The following is a 17,309-nucleotide window of genomic DNA, read 5'->3' on the forward strand; positions in this document are numbered from 1 at the left end:
CTCAACTCCGACTCAGGCCAGTAAGCTGCTGGCGAACCAGACTCCGGCATCCCGGACCCCGGGGAGAGTGAAGAAATACCCTCCCCCGTAGGGCTGGATGTAATCGGTCAGCGGCTCCCCGGCCAGCCGGGTCTGCACCGCGGCGAACTGCCGGTCCACGTCCTGCTGGTAGCAGGCGAAGATCAGGCCCACGTCGAGGTTGCCGTTCAGGGCCAGCCCGAGGTCGTAGTTGTAGCCACGGCGGAGGATCCGGCTCGCCGCCGTGTCCGGGGTGCGGGGGTTGGCCAGGCGGATGTGCGAGTTCAGCGGGATCGCCTTGCCTTCGGGGTCGGCGGCGTAGTCTGGCGCATCGCCCTCGTTCGCGCCGTCCAGCGGCGCACCGCTGTCCCGCTTGCGCCCGAACATGTTCTCCTGCTCGGTGATCGACACCCGGTCCCAGAACTCGACCAGCATCCGGATGAACCGCACCACCTGGTACGAGCCGCCGGTCGCCCAGTCCGGTTCACCCGCACCGGGCGCCACCCAGACCACGTTGTCCGCCTCGGCAGGGTTGGCGATGCCGTCCTTGAACCCCATCAGGTTGCGGGGCGTGCCGGACGGGCGGGGCGGGGAATGGAAACCGTTCATGCGGTAGCGCGCCTGCATCGCGCCACGGGTGTGCTTGGCGATGTCGCGTAGCGCGTGCTGCACCGTGTCGGGGTTGTGCGCGCACAACTGCAGCATGAGGTCCCCGTGGCACCAGCGCGGCTCCAGCGCGTCGTCGGGGAAGGTCGGCATCGGCTTGAGCTTCGCGGGCTTTCGCGACGCGAGGCCGAAGCGGTCGTCGAACAGCGACGACCCGACCGACACGGTGATCGTGAGTCCGTCGGCGGGTACGTCCGGGCCGAGCACGGCGCTGTCCGACGGCGGAGAGCCGACCCCCAGGTCGTCCGGAGTGCCGCCCGCCGTGAGGAAGCGGGCCCGCTCGGTCAGTGTGCGGAACAACCGCACCAGGCCCGCGCGGTCGCCCGCCGTGACGTCGAACGCGGCGAACGCCGCGGCGCTCTGCTGCGGGGTGAACACCCCCGCCTGGTGCACACCGTGGAACTCGTAGCGCTGCGTGGTCGAGGCCGGAGCCTTGGCCCGCTCGTCCGCGTAGGCGCCCGCGGCGACGAGACCGCCGGCCAGCGCGCTGCCCGCCACCCCGGCGCCGGTGCCCTGCAGGAATCTGCGCCTGCTGAGTTCCATCAGCCCTCCCTGATTTCGAGCAGGTCCGGGACCACCGACAGCGTTTCCAGCACTTCGCCGATCGCCGCGTCGACCCGCTGGCGCTGGGCGAGCGGGGCGGTCTCCGGGCTCGACGTGGTCGCGGCCACTGCCTGTTCGAGCGCGGTGAGCTGGGCTTTGGCGGTACCGACGAGCTGGGGTCGCCGCGCGGTGAGCAGCGGGGCGAGTTCGTCCAGCACGACCCGGGTGGCACCGGCGTCGGCGAGCGTCTCTCGATACCCGGTGCCCGCGCCCTGGTCGGACTGGCCGGTCAGCTTGTCGCGCAAGGCGTCCTCGAGGATTTCGTGCGCCCGCTTGGGCAGTTCGGACAGGTCCGTGGTGACCGATCGCAGTTGGCCGCGCAGGGTGGCGAGGTCCTGGGCCAGGCGGTCCGCCACGGGCATCAGCGCGGCCGGGGTCTCCCCGTGCCAGAGACCGTGTTCGAGGCGGCGGAGGCCGGTGAACGCGGGATCCGCGGTTCCGCCCGGCAGCCCGTCGGGCAGCCCGTCGATCGCCTTGGCCAGACCGCCGAAACTGCCGTAGGCCGCCCCGACGCGTTCCCAGGTGAGCTGGGCATCGGTCCAGGCCGCCCTGGCGGCGCCGGTGTCCCCGGTGGTCAGCGCGAACCGCAGCGAGTCCACCTGCGCGGCCAGCGTGGCCAGCTGTCCGGCCGCATAGGTGCGGTACTCGTCGAGCGGTCCTTCGAGATCCTGCGACGACACCGGAAGCACGGCGGGAGGGGCAGAGCCGGTGGTGCCGCGCACCGCGACCGTGGCCGATTTCAGTTGCGGGGCGCCCGACATCTCGCAGCGCCAGGCGTACTCGCCCGCCGGGAGGTTCGCGCGCAGCGTTCGCTCTGTCCCGGGGCCGAGCCCTTCGAGTTCGCCGATCACCCCGCCGTCGGCGCCGCGGACGAGGTAGACCTCGCCGCTGCGGCCGGACTTGTTGACGACCGTGAACTCCTGCCGCCCCGCGGACGGAGGGCTGAAGTCGGGCGCGCAGGCCGAAGCGGTGATCGTGACGCGCTCGGTGCCTCCCCGGCCGGACGGCACCACCATGGCGAACACCCCGGCGGCGAGCAGGGGGACGCCGATCGCGGCGGTGACCAGGACCCACCGGCGCTTCGCCGTCTTCGGGGTGCGTTCGGGCGCGTCTTCCGGGGCCGGTGCCGGTTTCGGGGTCGCGCCGCGGAAGAACACGGTCAGCACGGCCGCGATGTAGCCGGTGTACGCGATCACCTGCAGCCACGTCATCGACGGGGAGAGGTTGGTGACGCCGCGGATGACGGTGACCCACCACGCGTCGGCGGAGACGGTGTACGACAGGTCGAAGGCGATCCAGGTGTGCCCGGGCAGCAGGCCGGCGTCCTGGAGGTCGCCGAGGCCGTAGGCGAGCACGCCCGCGGCGATCACCACGAGCAGCACGGCGGTGCGCGAAAAGAACTTCCCCAGGTTGATCCGGATCGCGCTGCGGTAGAGGAGCCAGCACAGCAGTGCGGCGGCCCCGATGCCCACGGCGGCCCCGAGCAGCGGGGCGGTGGACTCGCCGGCGGCCTGCACCGTCGTCCACAGGAACAAGGCGGTTTCCAGGCCCTCGCGGCCGACCGCGAGAAAGGCGGTGAGCGCGAGCGCGCCCGAGCCGACCGCGAGCGCGCCGGTCACCTTCGCCGAGAGTTCGCCGGACAGGCCACGGGCGGTGCGGCGCATCCAGAACACCATCGCGGTGACCAGGCAGACGGCGACCAGGCTGAGCACGCCGCCGAAGGCGTCCTGCGCGGTACTGGACAGTTCCGCCCCCGAGAAGGTCAGCACCGCGCCCAAGCCGGCCGCGAGGGTGGCCGCGGCCAGCACGCCGAGCCAGATCGGCGCCGAGGAGGTGCGGCCGTCACCGGCGCGGCGCAGAGCGGCGAGCAGGATGCTGACCACCAGCCCGCCTTCCAACCCCTCGCGAAGCCCGATCAGCAGGTTGGGGACAGCGTCGGCCCACACGCGGCACTCCTCGTCGCCGAACCAGTTGCTTGGTTAGGCTTACTTTAGCCGCGGAGCAGGGCGAGAACAGAGGTTAGCCTTGCTTTATTACCGCAGCTCACGCCGCATCGGGCTCATTCAGGACGAATCGCCACGGGAAAGCCGGTCCATCGCCGTGCGCAACGCCTCGTTCATCTCGGCGATGCGGCCGGTCAGCTCGGCGACCTCCGCCTCATCCCAGCCCTCGAGTGCCTTCCGGAAGAACTCGATGTGGTTCTCCCGCCACTTCTTGATTTCGGCGAGCCCCTGTTCCGAGACGCGGACCAGCGCGGCGCGCCCGTCCTCGGGGGCCGGGCGCCGCTCGATCAGTCCGGCGGCGGAGAGCTGGCTGATCTGCCTGCTGACCACCGAGACGTCGACCATCTTGCGCTTGGCCAGGTCGGAGGGGCGGCACTCGCCGTTCGCGGCGAGGTCGCTGAGCAGGATCGCGGCGGCCGGGTGCAGGCCGGCGTCGCGGGTCTGCCAGGCGTGGGTCACCCACGCGTGCTGCAGTTGGCCGGTGAGCCGCAGCTGGCGCATCAGTTCGAGGCCGGCGTCCTCGCTCAGGCTCATCTCGACCCTCCATTTGGTTGTCACATACAACTATACGTGAAGTAGTCGGACGATTAACGAACGACGAACGTGAGGCCCACCACTCGACCGGGTCCTCGTTAACCACCCGGACGGAGCAATGAGGCGCGCTCACCCGGGTCGGGTGACTACTCTGCGGTCGATTGCCTCCCCGCTTTCCTGGTTCGACCCGACCGAACGGGGCGGAATATCCGTGATCATTTCGGGCGGTAGCGATGCCCGCTGGCCTGCTGCTGCCCGGTTCGGGGTCGCTCTTGCGTCCTCAGTGAATAATCGAGCCGAGCAGCAGCAGGCCCCCGAAAAATGCCCCGAAAGACCCGTAGACCATGACCGCCGATCCCGTCAGTCCCGTCCCCCGGTCCAGCCACCGGGAGGCGCCCCCAGCCGTGACCGCGATGGTGCGGCTCATCCGGGATTCCTGGGTCAAGGCCGAGCCGTACCTACCGGAAGTGACCCAGTTCTTCTACGGGATGCTGTTCACCCTGGCCCCGGCTACCCGCGACTTCTTCCCGATCAACATGGAGGTCCAGCGCAACCGGATGGTGCGCGCACTGGTGCACGTCGTGCAGATGGTGGACCAGCCCGAGGACCTCGTCCCCTTCCTTCGCCAACTCGGTCGCGACCACCGCAAGTTCGGCGTGGTGCCCAAGCACTACGAGGCCATCGGCACCGCGCTGCTCGCGGCGATGAAGACCCAGCTCGGGCCGGACTGGACCCCGGAGGTCGAGCGGGCCTGGGCCGAGGCGTTCACCATCGTCGCCCGGCAGATGCAGGAGGCGGCCGCCGCCGACACCAATCCGCCCAGCTGGCGGGGGCGGGTCGCCGAGCACCGCAGGCTCAGCTGGGACCTGGCCATGGTGCGCATCGAGCCGGAACAGCCGATCCCGTTCCAGGCCGGCCAGTACCTCAGCGTCGAGGTGCCGCAGCGGCCCCGGCTCTGGCGGTACCTCTCCCCGGCCAACGCACCCCGGGAGGACGGCTCCCTGGAGTTCCACATCCGCGCGGTCGACGGGGGATGGGTCTCCCGCGCGATCGTCAGCCATACCCAGCAGGGCGACACATGGCGGTTCGGCCCGCCGCTGGGGCGTCTCTCGGTGGACCGCGAGGCCGGGCGGGACGTGCTGATGATCGCCGGTGGCACGGGGGTGGCCCCGCTGCAGGCGCTGCTCGACGAGCTCTCCCAGTGGGGGGAGAACCCCAAGGTCCGGCTGTTCTACGGCGGCCGCACCCGGGAAGACCTCTACGCGCTCGAAGGCCTGCGCATGGTGGCCTCGTGCAACCCGTGGTTCACCGTCACGCCCGTGATCGAGCGCGGCCCCGCCCTCGTCGGTTGCGAGCAGGGCACCCTGGCCGACGTGGTCACCCGGCACGGCGCCTGGCCCGGGCACGACGTGCTCGTCTCCGGCTCACCCGCGATGATCCGCGCGACCGTGTCCCGCATGCTCGTCGCCGGGACCGCCCTCGAGCAGATCCACTACGACCCGTTCACCATCGATTAGGCCGTCCACTCAGGACAGCAGCGCCGCGACCGCGTCGACTACGACCTGTCGCCGCTTGGCGGTGGTTTCATGGTCCACCAGCGCGTCGAATTCCGGCACCTGGGAACTCCAGAACCCGGAAAGGTGGATGACGAGCCCGAGTAGGACGTCCGCGGGAAAGCGCCTCGGAAGGATGCCCCTCGCCTGCGCGTCGGCGACGGCCTGGATCTTGGCCTCGTTGCTGGCGAGCACCATCCGGTTCAGATCGCCGGTGCCGGCGCGCTCGAGCCGGTACCAGGTCGCGATCCGCTGTACCCACGGGCGCTGCTCGTAGGAATCGAACAGCCGGCCCGCGTATTCGGGCAGGTTGCCCGCGTCGATCGGCACCCCATCGACGGTCTCCCGGCACATGGCGTCGAAAACCGCGTCGAACAACCCGTCCTTGCTGCCGAAGTAGTGGTAGATCTGCGCCTTGTTGCTGCGTGCGGCGGCCGCGATCCGGTCGACGCGGCTGCCCGCGATGCCGTACGCGGCGAACTCGTCCCTCGCCGCCTCCAGGAGTCGTCGCCGGGTGGCCTCCGCGTCCCTCGTCACCTTCGCATTCTAACTAACCATCTAGTTGACAGCTAGCCCGGCAAAGGGTTAGCTGGTGAAGTAGCTAAACAACTAGTTAGAAAGTTCGGGTGAAGCAGACCATGTCCTCCACAACTTCGAATTCGGTCTTCCTGGTCAGCGGGGCTTCCCGCGGCCTGGGCAAGGAGATCGTGCGAGCCGCCCTCGCCGCGGGGCACCGGGTCGTGGCCGGGGTCCGCACCCCGTCCGCGCTGGACGCTCTCGCCGCTGAGCACGGAGACCGGCTCGTCGTGGTCGGACTGGACGTGACCGACGACAAGGCGGCCGAGGCCGCGGTGCGCACCGCGGTGTCGCGGTTCGGCCGCTTGGACGTCCTGGTCAACAACGCCGGTTACGCCAACGTCGGCGCCATCGAAGACGTCGACTTCGACGATTTCCGGGCGCAGGTCGACGCCAACCTGTTCGGGGTGGTGCGGCTGACCCGGGCGGCGCTGCCGGTCCTGCGGGAGCAGCGGTCGGGGCACATCATCCAGGTCTCCTCGGTCGGCGGCAGGTTGGCCACGCCGGGGCTGGCCGCCTACCAGAGCGCGAAGTGGGCGGTGGGCGGCTTCTCTTCGGTGCTCGCCGCCGAGGTGGCGCCGCTCGGCATCAAGGTGACCGTGCTGGAACCGGGCGGGATGCGGACCGACTGGTCCGGCCCGTCCATGCGCATCGACCCGATCCGCCCGGAATACACCGCGACCGTCGGCCAAATGGCGGCCATGCACGGCGGTGACTCGCTCGCGGCCAATGATCCGGCGAAGGTGGCTCAACTGGTGCTGCGGCTGGTCGCGCTGGACGAGCCGCCGCTGCGCCTGCTCGTCGGCCCCGACGCGTATGCCTACGCCACCGCGGCCGGTCGTGCGCTGCTCGCGGAGGACGAGCGCTGGCGCGAGCTTTCCGAATCGACGGTCGCCGACGACGCCACTCTCGAACACCTCGATCCCCTGGGTAAGCGATGAGTTCGACGGCGCCGATCTGACCGGGCTCCTAGGCTCACCGGTATGGACATCTCTGTCGATGGTGCCCTTCGCGGCTATCTGGCCCTACCCCAGCGGGAAGTCGCGGGTGACCCGCCGTGGCCCGGAGTGGTGGTCGTTCACGACGCCTTCGGGATGAGCGAGGACACCCGCAACATCACCCAGCGGTTCGCCACCGCCGGGTACGTCGCGCTGGCGCCCGACCTGTTCTCCCGGGGCGGCCTCATGCGGTGCATCAAGTCCGTGTTCCGGGATCTGATGGCAGGCCAGGGCCGCGCGTTCGAGGACCTGCAGGCCGCCCGGCGGCTGCTGGCCGAACGGGAGGACTGCACCGGCAAGGTCGGCGTGGTGGGATTCTGCATGGGCGGCGGATTCGCCCTCGTCGCCGCGTCCGGCGGGTTCGACGCTTCCGCGCCGTACTACGGGCAACTGCCCAAGGACCTGTCCGTTTTGGACGATGCTTGCCCGGTCGTGGCCAGCTTCGGGCGTAAGGACCCGGGGTTGAAGGGGGCCGCGGCCAAGCTCGAAGCGGAGCTGACCGCCCGCGGCATCCCGCACGACGTCAAGGAATACCCCGAAGCCGGGCACAGCTTCGCCAACCAGCTCGCGGGCGGCCCGCTCAACAAGCTGCTCAAGGTCGCCGGGCTGTCGTTCCACCGCGAATCCAGCGAGGACGCCTGGCGTCGCGTGCTCGCCTTCTTCGCCCAGTACCTCGGCAGCTGAGGAAAAAGGGTGGGCACTTCCGGAGGAAGTGCCCACCCGCGTCACTGTTTGCCGGTGCGCTTCGGTTTCCAGACCACCAGCGCGGTCTCGTGCCGGATCGGAACCAGATCCTTCCGGTAGGAAGCGTGCACGGCGGCCGCCGCGTGCTCGGCCGCGGCGTAGGCGGCGGCCAGTTCTTCGGTGAGCTCGGCGACCCGGTTCCGCAGGGCCTCGACCTGGTTTTCCAGCTCGATGATGTGCTTGATGCCGGCCAGGTTCACCCCGGCCTCCTGCGACAGCCGCTGCACCTCGCGCAGCAGTGCGATGTCGCGCATCGAATAGCGCCGCCCGCCGCCCGCCGTGCGCCCGGGCGACACCAGGCCCATCCGGTCATAGGACCGGAGGGTCTGGGCGTGCAACCCGGACAGCTGAGCGGCCACCGAGATCACGAACACCGGGGTGTCTTCGTCCGCCCCGTGCGGCAACCCACCGAACGCCATCACCGCTCCTTGAGCAACTTGGTGATTTCCGGTCGCGGATCGTGCTTCGCGGCGGCCTCCGCGAACGCCTGCAGCGCCTCCTGCTCCGCGGGCTCGAGCCGGGACGGAACCGCCACCTGCAGGGTGACCAGCAGATCGCCCTGCGAGCCGTCGCGCTTGCGGATGCCCTTGCCGCGCACCCGCAGCACCCGGCCGCTCGCCGTACCCGCGGGCACCTTGAGCGACACCTTGCCGTCCAGCGTGGGCACCGCGATCGTGGCACCCAGCGCCAGTTCGGTGAAGGTGACCGGCATGGTGATCGTCAGGTCGTTGCCCGACCGGCCGAACACCGGGTCCGGGGTGACGTGCACGCGGACGTACAGGTCACCGGCCGCGGCCCCGCCCCGGCCCGGTTCGCCCTGACCGGCGAGCCGGATGCGCTGGTTGTCGTCGACCCCGGCGGGCACCCGCACGGTCAGGGTGCGGGTGCGGGTGCTGATGCCCTCGCCGCCGCACTCCGGGCACGGGTCGTCGATGATCTGGCCACGCCCACGGCAGTCCCGGCACGGCTCGGAGAAGGCGAACGCGCCCTGGCTCCGGCTCACCAGCCCGGAACCTCCGCACACCGGGCAGGTGCGCGGCATCGTGCCGGGCCGTGCGCCGTTGCCGCCGCACGTTCCGCAGGTGCCCGGGCTGGACAGCCGCAGCGGCAGCGTCGCGCCCTTGACCGCCTCGGCGAACTCGATCCGAACCTCGGTCTCCACGTCGGCGCCCCGCTGGCCGCGGGCGGCGGTCGCCCCGGCACCCGCACCGCGACGGCCGAACAGGCCGCCGAGGATGTCGCCGAGGCCGCTGAAGCCACCGCCCCCGCCCGCCGCGGTCTGGCCGAACAGGTCGCTCATGTCGAAGGTGCCGGAACCGCCGCCGCGCGGGAAGTTGAACGTGCCGGCGCCACCGGCGCCGAACAACTGCCGCGCTTCGTCGTATTCCTTGCGCTTCGCCGGGTCCGAGAGCACACCGTAGGCCTCGGACACCGACTTGAACTTCTGCTCGGCCTCCGCGTTGCCGGGGTTGGCGTCGGGGTGGTTCTCCCGCGCCAGCTTGCGGTAGGCCTTCTTGATCTCGTCCTGGGACGCGTCGGAGGAGACGCCCAGCTCTCGGTAGAAGTCCTTACCGATCCACTCGCGAGCACTCACCGGACGTCTCCTCCTTCCTGTTCAAGACCGCGAAAGCGATCACAGCCGCTTCCTAGCGTCGTTACTGCTGGTTCTCATTCGACAGTTGCTCCACCGGCAGCTCGCCCTCCACGGACGCGTCGACCGGTGTCTCGGCGCCCGGCTCGTGGTCGGTCACCCCGACCAGCGCGGCCCGCAGCACCCGCTCGCCGAACCGGTAACCCCGGCGCAGGACCGTGGTCACCGTCGGGCCGGACACGTCGGGCGAGGTGCTGTGCTGCACCGCCTCGTGCACGCTCGGGTCGAAGGGGTCGCCCTCGCCGCCGAACGGCTCGAGGCCGGCCCGCTGCAGACCCGCGACGAGCTTGTCGCCCACGGCCTTGAACGCCCCGGTGAGATCACCGTGCGCCTCGGCGCGCTCGAGGTCGTCGAGCAGCGGCAGCAGGTCGTTGACCACGCTGGCCTTGGCCGCGGCGACCACGGCTTCGCGGTCCCGGTCCACCCGCTTGCGGTAGTTCGCGTACTCGGCCTGCAACCGCTGCAGGTCCGCGGTCCGCTCCGCGAGCTGCTTCTCGAGATCGGACTGCACGCCCACCGCGTCGTCGACGGTGGTCGCGCCCAGCTCCGGCCCGGAGGCTTCCGCGGTCGCGGAAGCCTCCTCGGTCGCCTGCGGCCGAACCTGGCCGGTCTCCGGGTCGATCTTGCGACGATCCCGGACCACCACCGGTTCGGTCACCTCCGGTTCCTGCTCGTCGGCTTCGCGATAGTGCTTGCCCGTCACTTCTTCTCGTCCTCGTCGACGATCTCGGCGTCCACCACGTCGTCGGCCTTGGCCGAGGAACCGGTGCTCCCCGCCGAACCGGTCGCGCCGCCGGCACCGGCGGCACCGGCGTCGGTCTGCTGCTGCGCGTTGGCGTAGAGGGCGGTGCCCAGCTCCTGCGACGCGGTGTTCAGCTTCTCGATGGCGTCCTTGATCTTGGCGGTGTCGGTGCCCTTGAGGGCCTCGTTCGCCTCGTCGATCGCGGTCTTGACCTTGCCCTTGAGGTCCTCGGGCAACTTGTCGTCGTTGTCCTTGATGAACTTCTCGGTCTGGTAGACCAGGGTCTCGGCCTGGTTGCGGGTCTCGACCTCCTCGCGGCGCTTGCGGTCCTCTTCCGCGTGCGCCTCGGCGTCCTTGACCATGCGGTCGATGTCCTCCTTCGGCAGCGCGGAGCCACCGGTGATGGTCATCGACTGTTCCTTGTTGGTGCCCAGGTCCTTCGCGGTCACGTGCACGATGCCGTTGGCGTCGATGTCGAAGGTGACCTCGATCTGCGGCACGCCGCGCGGGGCCGGCGGGATCCCGGTCAGCTCGAACATGCCGAGCTTCTTGTTCTGCGCGGCGATCTCGCGCTCACCCTGGAAGACCTGGATCTGCACCGACGGCTGGTTGTCGTCCGCGGTGGAGAAGATCTCGCTGCGCTTGGTCGGGATGGTGGTGTTGCGCTCGATGAGCTTGGTGAACACGCCGCCCTTGGTCTCGATGCCCAGCGACAGCGGGGTCACGTCCAGCAGCAGGACGTCCTTGACCTCACCCTTGAGCACACCGGCCTGCAGCGCTGCGCCGACCGCGACGACCTCGTCCGGGTTCACGCCCTTGTTCGGCTCACGGCCGCCGGTCAGCTCCTTGACCAGCTCCGACACCGCGGGCATGCGGGTGGAACCACCGACGAGCACCACGTGGTCGATCTGGCCGACCGAGATGCCCGCGTCGCGGATGACGTTGTTGAACGGCTGGCGCGTGCGCTCCAGCAGGTCGTTGGTGATCCGCTGGAACTCGGCGCGGCTCAGCGTCTCGTCCAGGAACAGCGGGTTCTTGTCCGCGTCGACGGTGATGTAGGGCAGGTTGATGTTCGCGCTCGACGAGCTGGACAGCTCGATCTTGGCCTTCTCCGCGGCTTCCTTGATCCGTTGCAGGGCCATCCGGTCCTTGGTCAGGTCGATGCCGTGCGAAGCCTTGAACTTGTCCACCAGCCAGTCGACGATGCGCTGGTCCCAGTCGTCACCACCGAGGTGGTTGTCACCGCTGGTCGCGCGGACCTCGACGACACCTTCGCCGATCTCCAGCAGGGACACGTCGAAGGTACCGCCACCGAGGTCGAAGACCAGGATGGTCTGCTCCTTCTCGCCCTTGTCCAGGCCGTAGGCGAGGGCCGCGGCGGTGGGCTCGTTGACGATGCGCAGCACGTTGAGGCCGGCGATCTGGCCGGCTTCCTTGGTGGCCTGCCGCTGGGCGTCCTCGAAGTAGGCGGGGACGGTGATGACGGCGTCGGTGATCTCCTCACCCAGGTAGGCCTCGGCGTCCCGCTTCAGCTTCATCAGCACACGGGCGCTGATCTCCTGCGGGGTGTAGGCCTTGCCGTCGATCTCCGTCGTCCAGTTCGTGCCCATGTGCCGCTTGACGGACCGGATGGTGCGGTCCACGTTCGTCACGGCCTGGTTCTTGGCGGGCTGCCCGGTGAGCACTTCGCCGTTCTTGGCGAACGCGACGATGGACGGGGTGGTCCGGGAACCCTCGGAGTTGGCGATGACCGTCGGCTCGCCGCCCTCAAGGACGGCTACGACCGAGTTGGTCGTGCCGAGGTCGATGCCGACCGCTCGCGCCATGGTGGTTTCCTCCTGGTTATACGCTGCTTGAGCTGCGGTGATCGCGCCCGCCTTGAGCGGGTCTCACTCAAGTTCTATCCTGCGCTTCCCGCTCGCGTCAATCCAGACTTGAGTCGGGTTCGCTCAACCTTTCTGCCCGTCCCAACGACGGGGTGCCGCGAGTTGTTCCCGTCAGGCCGGGCTGACCGTCACATCGCCGCTGGTGCTGCTCAGATCGAGCTCGTAGGGGCCGGCCGGATCGGTCGCGATGTCGATCCGCTGGCTGCCGGACCTGGTGCCGGTCCGCACGCGGTAGCGGTCGCGCGGCACCGTCACCATGACGTTCCCGCTGGTCACGTCCACCTTCACGTTCTGGGCCATGCTCATCGCCACCGTCACGTCGCCCGAGGTCGCGTGCACCTGGACCGGTCCGGTCGCGTCGGTGACCATGACGTTGCCGGAGGTCGAAGTCACGTCCGCCGCGGCCGCGCCCCGCACCGTCGTCTCCCCGGAGGTGACCTTCCCGGTCACCGCGACACCGCGGGGGACGATCACCTCGTAGTCCACGCTGCACCGGTTCCCGCAGTCGCGCAGCACCAGCTTGTCGCCTTCGACCGTGAACGCGTCGCCCGGTTTGCCGCCGGTGTAGCTGAAGTACTGGTGGACGGTGGTGGTGGCCACGTCCTCGGCCAGGATCCGCACGTCCCCGGACCCCGTATCCAGCTGGACCGCGTCGATCCGTTGTGCCAGTTCTCGGTCGACCTGGTCCCTCGTGGACCAGCGCCAGTTCCAGTTGGTGGCGATGGCGATACCGGCACCGATCAGGACGATCCCGCCGACGGCGAGTGCGACCCTGCCCATTGCGTCCTCCCCAGTCATTTTTCCTGTGCAGTGAGGCTAAGGGGCCTGAGGAGGCGGGTACATCAGGGAAGGTCCCCGTATCGACCCTGGGGTTGTCCCTACCCTGGCGGCCTCCCCCCGGCGCGGGCAGTAACCTCATGGACACCCCGAGCCCCGTGACGAGGAGGACTGATGGCACAGGCGCCCAACCCGTACGACTTCCTGCCCTCGGTACCGAGCTTCACCCTGCGCAGCAACGACATCGCGGACGGGGAGACCCTCGCGACCCCGCACCTGAGCGGCATCTTCGGCGCCGGCGGCGAGGACCGTTCGCCGCATCTGGCCTGGTCGGGCTTCCCGGCCGAGACGAAGAGCTTCGCCGTCACCTGCTACGACCCGGACGCCCCCACCGCGAGCGGGTTCTGGCACTGGGCCGTGTTCGACATCCCGGCTTCGGTCACCGAGCTGAGCTCGGGTGCCGGGGATGAGAGCGGCTCGGGCCTGCCGGAGGGTGCGGTCACCCTGACCAACGACGGCGGGGTCAAGCAGTTCCTCGGCGCGGCGCCGCCGCCCGGACACCGCCCGCACCGCTACTTCTTCGTGGTGCACGCCGTGGACGTCGAGAAGCTCGGCGTGCCGGAGGGCGCCAGCCCGGCGATCCTCGGCTTCAACCTGTTCAGCCACACCCTGGCCCGCGCCACCCTCACCCCGGTCTACGAGAACAAGGGCTGAGACCCCCTCACCACTGGTAGGGCAGGAACTTGCCGTCGAGGGTCACCACGACCCGGTCGCCAGCGGGATCCGGTACGCGTTCGACGCCGAGCCGGAAGTTGATCGCGCTCATGATCCCGTCGCCGAACTTCTCGTGGATCAGTTCCTTGATGGTGGGCCCGTAGACCTGCAGCACCTCGTAGAACCGGTAGATCGTGGGGTCGGTGGGCACCGGCGAGTCGAGCGCCCCGCGGGTGGGTTGCGCGCGCAGCGCCGCCACCTCGTCCGCGGACAGTTCGAGGATCTCGCCGGCGCGGTCCGCCTGGTCCTCGGTCATCGGGTGCTGGCCGAGCAGCGCGGCGGTCGTCCAGGCGAGCGGGGCGTCGAGCGCTTCGGCGAGTTCCGCCCAGGTCAGCCCGAGCCGCGTCTTGGCGGCGAGCACGGCCTCGGCGGCTTCCTTCTTCGTCGTCATGCACCCCGATCATTCCGGGCGGGGCCGGGGCGTGCCAGCGCGGACGGGACTCAGCGCGGGCGCAGCAGGTATTCGACCACCGGCCGGAGTTCCTCCGCGGTGGGTGGTTCGTCGTCGATCAGGCCCTGGATCAGCAGTCCGTCGATCCCGGCGAGGAACGCTCGCAGCGCCACCAGGTCGTCGGGCCGGACCATCGAGGTGAGCACGTCGAGCCAGCGGCGGGCGGCCGGGCGCAGTTCGGGCCGCCGGGCCGCGAGCAGGTACAACTCGTACTCGGCCATCGTCCGGCCGCGTTGCGGGCCGAGCGCCTCGGCGAGCAGGGCCGCCACCTCGTCGGCGCCGAGACTGCCGCGGGAGCGGGCCCGGTCGATCATCCAGTAGACCTCGCTGGCCATGTCCTTCGCGCAGGAGATCAGCGTCGCGATGAGCAGGTCGTCGAGGCTGGAGAAGTGGTACGTGGTCGAGGTGGTGGGCACGCCGGCCTCGGCGGCGACGGTGCGGTGGGTGACCCCGGCGACGCCGTCGCGTTCGATCACGCGCAGCGTGGCCTCGATGATCTCCTGACGCCGCCGGTCGCCCCGGACCTTGCGGCCGTCGCGCTGGCCCTTCACGCGGCCGACCCCAGTTCGATCAGCACGACACCCCCGATGACCAGCGCGAGTCCGCCGACCATGGTGAGATTGAGGTGCTCGCCGAGGAACAGCACTCCGATGAGTGCGACGGCCGCGACCCCCACGGCCGCCCAGATCGCGTAGGCGACCCCGACCGGAAGGCCGAGCTTCAGCACCAGCCCCAGCGCGACGAACGCGGTCAGGTACCCGGCGACCACGACCAGGGACGGGACGAGCTTGGAGAAACCGTCGGACAGTTTGAGGGAGACCGTCGCGGACACCTCGGCGGTGATCGCCAGCGCGAGCAGGAGATAGGCAGCCACCTCGCCAAACTACTTGTACGATCGTCCCAATAGCTAGGGAGTCGTACGCCACATCGGTGGGACTTAGGGCGGCGTCATGGGTTACTCACTAGTAAGGCCCGGTTAGGCTGCCCGCCAGTACACATACGGACGAAAGGCCCCGATCATGGGTGCTCTGCAGATCACAGTGGGTGTGATCGGCGTCGCCATAAGCATTGTCGCTTGGATCGCGTTCGTCGCCGGCGTCGTGCGCATGGTGCGCATCATTCGCCTCGGACAACCCGACGGGACTCGCAACGGCCCCTTCTGGAGCCGGCTCGGCACGCTGATCAAGGAGTTCGCCGCGCACACGCGGATGAACAAGTTCCGCCACGTCGGCCCCTGGCACTGGATGGTGATGTGGGGCTTCCTGATCGGCTCGCTCGTCTGGTTCGAGGCCTATGGCGAGACCTTCGACCCGAACTTCCACTGGCCGGTCTTCGGGGCCTGGGAACCCTGGCTGCTCCTGGTCGAGCTGCTCGGCCTCGGCACCGTGGTCGGCGGGATCGCCCTGGTGATCATCCGCCAGCGCAACCACCCGCGCCGCGCCGACCGGCAGTCCCGGTTCCAGGGATCCAACTTCAAGCAGGCGTACTTCGTCGAGACCGTGGTCATCGTCGAGGGGCTGGGCATCCTGGGCGTCAAGGCGTTCAAGATCTCCAGCGGTATCGAGGACCCGGCGCTGTGGAGCAGCTTCGTCACCAGGCCGCTCGCCGAGATCCTGCCCGCGAGCACCGCGGCCGTCAGCATCACCGCACTGGTCAAGCTGCTCTCCGGCATCATCTGGCTCCTGGTCGTCGGGCGGACCCTGACCATGGGTGTGGCCTGGCACCGGTTCAGCGCCTTCTTCAACATCTACTTCAAGCGCGAGGCCGACGGCGGCGTCGCGCTGGGCAAGCTCAAGCCGATGATGAGCGCGGGCAAGCCGCTGGACTTCGAGGAGGCCGACCCGGAGAAGGACGTCTTCGGCGCGGGCAAGATCGAGGACTTCAGCTGGAAGGGCTGGCTCGACTTCACCACCTGCACCGAATGCGGCCGCTGCCAGTCGCAGTGCCCCGCCTGGAACACCGGTAAGCCGCTGTCGCCGAAACTGGTCATCACCCAGTTGCGGGACCACGCCTACGCGAAGGCGCCGTACCTGCTCGCGGGCGGCCGCAAGGACGTCACCGGCGAAGAGATCGGCCTGACCGGCGACAACCCCTACGCCGGGATCGACGTGCTCGCCATCGCCGAGGCGGAGCGTCCGCTCGTCGCCGCGGGCGACGACGGCGGCGTCATCGACCCCGACGTGCTGTGGTCCTGCACCACCTGCGGCGCCTGCGTCGAGCAGTGCCCGGTGGACATCGAACACGTCGACCACATCGTCGACATGCGCCGCTACCAGGTCATGATCGAGTCGAACTTCCCGAGCGAGCTCAACGGGATGTTCAAGAACCTGGAGAACAAGGGCAACCCGTGGGGCCAGAACGCCAAGGACCGGCTGGCCTGGACCGAGGACCTCGACTTCGAGGTGCCGGTCTTCGACGGTGACCTCGGCGAAGCCGAGTACCTGTTCTGGGTCGGTTGCGCCGGTGCCTTCGAAGACCGCGCGAAGAAGACCACGCGGGCGGTCGCGGAACTGCTCCACATCGCGGACGTCAAGTACACCGTGCTCGGCCCGGAGGAGACCTGCACCGGTGACCCCGCCCGCCGGGCCGGTAACGAGTTCCTGTTCCAGATGCTCGCGCAGCAGAACGTCGAGGTGCTCAACTCGGTCTTCGAGGACCGGGAGCCGGGCAACCGCAAGATCGTGGTCACCTGTGCGCACTGCTTCAACACGCTGGCCAACGAGTACCCGGAGGTCGGCGGGAAGTTCGAGGTCGTGCACCACACCCAGTTGCTCAACCGCCTGGTGCGGGAGAAGCGCCTGGTCCCGGTGGCGCCGATCGCCGACGACGTCACCTACCACGACCCGTGCTACCTGGGCCGCCACAACAAGATCTACGAGGCGCCCCGCGAGCTGATCGGTGCCTCCGGCGCCCAGTTCCGCGAGATGCCGCGGCACGCCGACCGGTCCATGTGCTGCGGTGCCGGTGGTGCCCGGATGTGGATGGAAGAGAAGATCGGCAAGCGGATCAACATCGACCGCGTGGACGAGGCGCTCGGCACCGCGCCCTCGAAGATCGCCACCGGCTGCCCGTTCTGCCGCGTGATGCTCACCGACGGTGTCACCGCCCGCCAGAACGACGGCAAGGCCTCGGAAAAGGTCGAGGTCGTGGACGTTTCGCAGCTGCTGCTGGAGGCCGTGAAGCGGCGCCCGCAGCCGGTCCCGGTCGGGGCGGGCGGGGGGCTCCCGGCCGCGGTCGCCGACCCGCTGGAGGCGGACACCGCGACCGACCGGGCCCCGAGCGGCACTCCGCTGCCGACCGAGGACAAATAGGCAGATTCCGGTGTCCCGGCAC

At 69.6% G+C, this 17,309-nt stretch carries 17 protein-coding genes; 5 read left to right on the forward strand and 12 right to left on the reverse strand.

Annotation, left to right across the window (positions count from 1 at the left end; all coding sequences use genetic code 11):
* Window positions 1–12: 12 nt before the first annotated feature.
* The 3 genes from efeB to ORV05_RS33990 all read right to left on the reverse strand — a co-directional run bounded on the left by efeB (window position 13) and on the right by ORV05_RS33990 (window position 3,824).
* Window positions 13–1,227, reverse strand: a complete 1,215-nt coding sequence (efeB, locus tag ORV05_RS33975; protein WP_268755958.1) for an iron uptake transporter deferrochelatase/peroxidase subunit — start codon at window positions 1,225–1,227, stop codon at window positions 13–15.
* The gene (gene efeU, locus ORV05_RS36395) at window positions 1,227–3,233 is read right to left on the reverse strand and encodes an iron uptake transporter permease EfeU (RefSeq protein WP_326938106.1); all 2,007 of its coding nucleotides are present in this window, start codon (window positions 3,231–3,233) and stop codon (window positions 1,227–1,229) included. Before efeU ends, efeB begins: the two co-directional genes overlap by 1 nt.
* 117 nt (window positions 3,234–3,350) lie before the next feature.
* Complete coding sequence (locus tag ORV05_RS33990) at window positions 3,351–3,824, reverse strand: MarR family winged helix-turn-helix transcriptional regulator (RefSeq protein ID WP_268755959.1); 474 nt, start codon at window positions 3,822–3,824, stop codon at window positions 3,351–3,353.
* Window positions 3,825–4,168: 344 nt separating this feature from the next.
* Between ORV05_RS33990 and ORV05_RS33995 the strand changes: the two genes are divergently transcribed.
* The gene (locus tag ORV05_RS33995; protein WP_268755960.1) at window positions 4,169–5,341 is read left to right on the forward strand and encodes a globin domain-containing protein; all 1,173 of its coding nucleotides are present in this window, start codon (window positions 4,169–4,171) and stop codon (window positions 5,339–5,341) included.
* Window positions 5,342–5,350: 9 nt separating this feature from the next.
* Here ORV05_RS33995 and ORV05_RS34000 read toward each other — a convergent pair whose 3' ends face one another.
* Entirely contained in the window at window positions 5,351–5,914 is a 564-nt protein-coding gene (locus ORV05_RS34000; protein ID WP_268755961.1) for a TetR family transcriptional regulator, read from the reverse strand.
* 89 nt (window positions 5,915–6,003) lie between these two features.
* Here ORV05_RS34000 and ORV05_RS34005 point away from each other — a divergent pair, with 89 nt between their 5' ends.
* Entirely contained in the window at window positions 6,004–6,894 is an 891-nt protein-coding gene (locus ORV05_RS34005) for an SDR family NAD(P)-dependent oxidoreductase (protein WP_268755962.1), read from the forward strand.
* Between the two features lie 42 nt (window positions 6,895–6,936).
* A complete protein-coding gene (locus ORV05_RS34010; protein ID WP_268755963.1) occupies window positions 6,937–7,635 on the forward strand; it encodes a dienelactone hydrolase family protein in 699 nt (232 codons plus the stop codon).
* Window positions 7,636–7,676: 41 nt separating this feature from the next.
* Here the strand turns inward: ORV05_RS34010 and ORV05_RS34015 are convergent, their stop codons facing one another.
* From ORV05_RS34015 to ORV05_RS34035, 5 genes are all read right to left on the reverse strand, one after another.
* A complete protein-coding gene (locus ORV05_RS34015) occupies window positions 7,677–8,114 on the reverse strand; it encodes a heat shock protein transcriptional repressor HspR (protein ID WP_268755964.1) in 438 nt (145 codons plus the stop codon).
* The gene (gene dnaJ / locus ORV05_RS34020) at window positions 8,114–9,289 is read right to left on the reverse strand and encodes a molecular chaperone DnaJ (RefSeq protein ID WP_268755965.1); all 1,176 of its coding nucleotides are present in this window, start codon (window positions 9,287–9,289) and stop codon (window positions 8,114–8,116) included. The genes ORV05_RS34015 and dnaJ overlap by 1 nt, the downstream gene beginning before the upstream one ends.
* 61 nt (window positions 9,290–9,350) lie before the next feature.
* Complete coding sequence (grpE, locus tag ORV05_RS34025) at window positions 9,351–10,049, reverse strand: nucleotide exchange factor GrpE (RefSeq protein ID WP_268755966.1); 699 nt, start codon at window positions 10,047–10,049, stop codon at window positions 9,351–9,353.
* Window positions 10,046–11,914, reverse strand: coding sequence for a molecular chaperone DnaK (gene dnaK / locus ORV05_RS34030; RefSeq protein ID WP_268755967.1), 1,869 nt, complete (start codon window positions 11,912–11,914; stop codon window positions 10,046–10,048). The genes grpE and dnaK overlap by 4 nt, the downstream gene beginning before the upstream one ends.
* A 171-nt stretch (window positions 11,915–12,085) precedes the next feature.
* On the reverse strand, window positions 12,086–12,754 hold the full coding sequence (locus ORV05_RS34035; protein ID WP_268755968.1) for a DUF4097 family beta strand repeat-containing protein: 669 nt from the start codon (window positions 12,752–12,754) through the stop codon (window positions 12,086–12,088).
* A gap of 171 nt (window positions 12,755–12,925) precedes the next feature.
* Here ORV05_RS34035 and ORV05_RS34040 point away from each other — a divergent pair, with 171 nt between their 5' ends.
* Window positions 12,926–13,465, forward strand: a complete 540-nt coding sequence (locus tag ORV05_RS34040; RefSeq protein ID WP_268755969.1) for a YbhB/YbcL family Raf kinase inhibitor-like protein — start codon at window positions 12,926–12,928, stop codon at window positions 13,463–13,465.
* Between the two features lie 7 nt (window positions 13,466–13,472).
* Here the strand turns inward: ORV05_RS34040 and cynS are convergent, their stop codons facing one another.
* The 3 genes from cynS to ORV05_RS34055 are packed head-to-tail and all read right to left on the reverse strand — an operon-like array spanning window position 13,473 to window position 14,850.
* Entirely contained in the window at window positions 13,473–13,916 is a 444-nt protein-coding gene (gene cynS, locus ORV05_RS34045) for a cyanase (RefSeq protein WP_268755970.1), read from the reverse strand.
* 50 nt (window positions 13,917–13,966) lie between these two features.
* Window positions 13,967–14,527 (reverse strand): TetR/AcrR family transcriptional regulator, encoded by a 561-nt coding sequence (locus tag ORV05_RS34050; RefSeq protein WP_268755971.1) that lies wholly within the window; start codon window positions 14,525–14,527, stop codon window positions 13,967–13,969.
* Window positions 14,524–14,850: a DMT family transporter gene (locus tag ORV05_RS34055; RefSeq protein WP_268755972.1), complete on the reverse strand. Its 327-nt coding sequence runs from the start codon at window positions 14,848–14,850 to the stop codon at window positions 14,524–14,526. The genes ORV05_RS34050 and ORV05_RS34055 overlap by 4 nt, the downstream gene beginning before the upstream one ends.
* A gap of 145 nt (window positions 14,851–14,995) precedes the next feature.
* On the opposite strand from ORV05_RS34055, the gene ORV05_RS34060 reads away from it, so the two are divergent.
* Window positions 14,996–17,287 carry a (Fe-S)-binding protein gene (locus ORV05_RS34060; RefSeq protein ID WP_268755973.1) on the forward strand — a complete coding sequence of 764 codons (2,292 nt, stop codon included), beginning with the start codon at window positions 14,996–14,998 and terminating at the stop codon, window positions 17,285–17,287.
* Window positions 17,288–17,309 lie beyond the last annotated feature (22 nt).

This window comes from Amycolatopsis cynarae (assembly GCF_026802195.1).
GTDB classification, from domain to species: domain Bacteria; phylum Actinomycetota; class Actinomycetes; order Mycobacteriales; family Pseudonocardiaceae; genus Amycolatopsis_E; species Amycolatopsis_E rhizosphaerae.

Bases quoted from the DNA above. Each gene is read 5' to 3' on its own strand.
- ORV05_RS34060 (WP_268755973.1), top strand. From the start codon at position 14,996: ATGGGTGCTCTGCAGATCACAGTGGGTGTGATCGGCGTCGCCATAAGC.
- ORV05_RS34015 (WP_268755964.1), bottom strand. From the start codon at position 8,114: ATGGCGTTCGGTGGGTTGCCGCACGGGGCGGACGAAGACACCCCGGTG.
- efeB (WP_268755958.1), bottom strand. From the start codon at position 1,227: ATGGAACTCAGCAGGCGCAGATTCCTGCAGGGCACCGGCGCCGGGGTG.
- ORV05_RS34040 (WP_268755969.1), top strand. From the start codon at position 12,926: ATGGCACAGGCGCCCAACCCGTACGACTTCCTGCCCTCGGTACCGAGC.
- ORV05_RS33990 (WP_268755959.1), bottom strand. From the start codon at position 3,824: ATGAGCCTGAGCGAGGACGCCGGCCTCGAACTGATGCGCCAGCTGCGG.
- ORV05_RS34010 (WP_268755963.1), top strand. From the start codon at position 6,937: ATGGACATCTCTGTCGATGGTGCCCTTCGCGGCTATCTGGCCCTACCC.
- ORV05_RS33995 (WP_268755960.1), top strand. From the start codon at position 4,169: ATGACCGCCGATCCCGTCAGTCCCGTCCCCCGGTCCAGCCACCGGGAG.
- ORV05_RS34035 (WP_268755968.1), bottom strand. From the start codon at position 12,754: ATGGGCAGGGTCGCACTCGCCGTCGGCGGGATCGTCCTGATCGGTGCC.
- dnaK (WP_268755967.1), bottom strand. From the start codon at position 11,914: ATGGCGCGAGCGGTCGGCATCGACCTCGGCACGACCAACTCGGTCGTA.
- cynS (WP_268755970.1), bottom strand. From the start codon at position 13,916: ATGACGACGAAGAAGGAAGCCGCCGAGGCCGTGCTCGCCGCCAAGACG.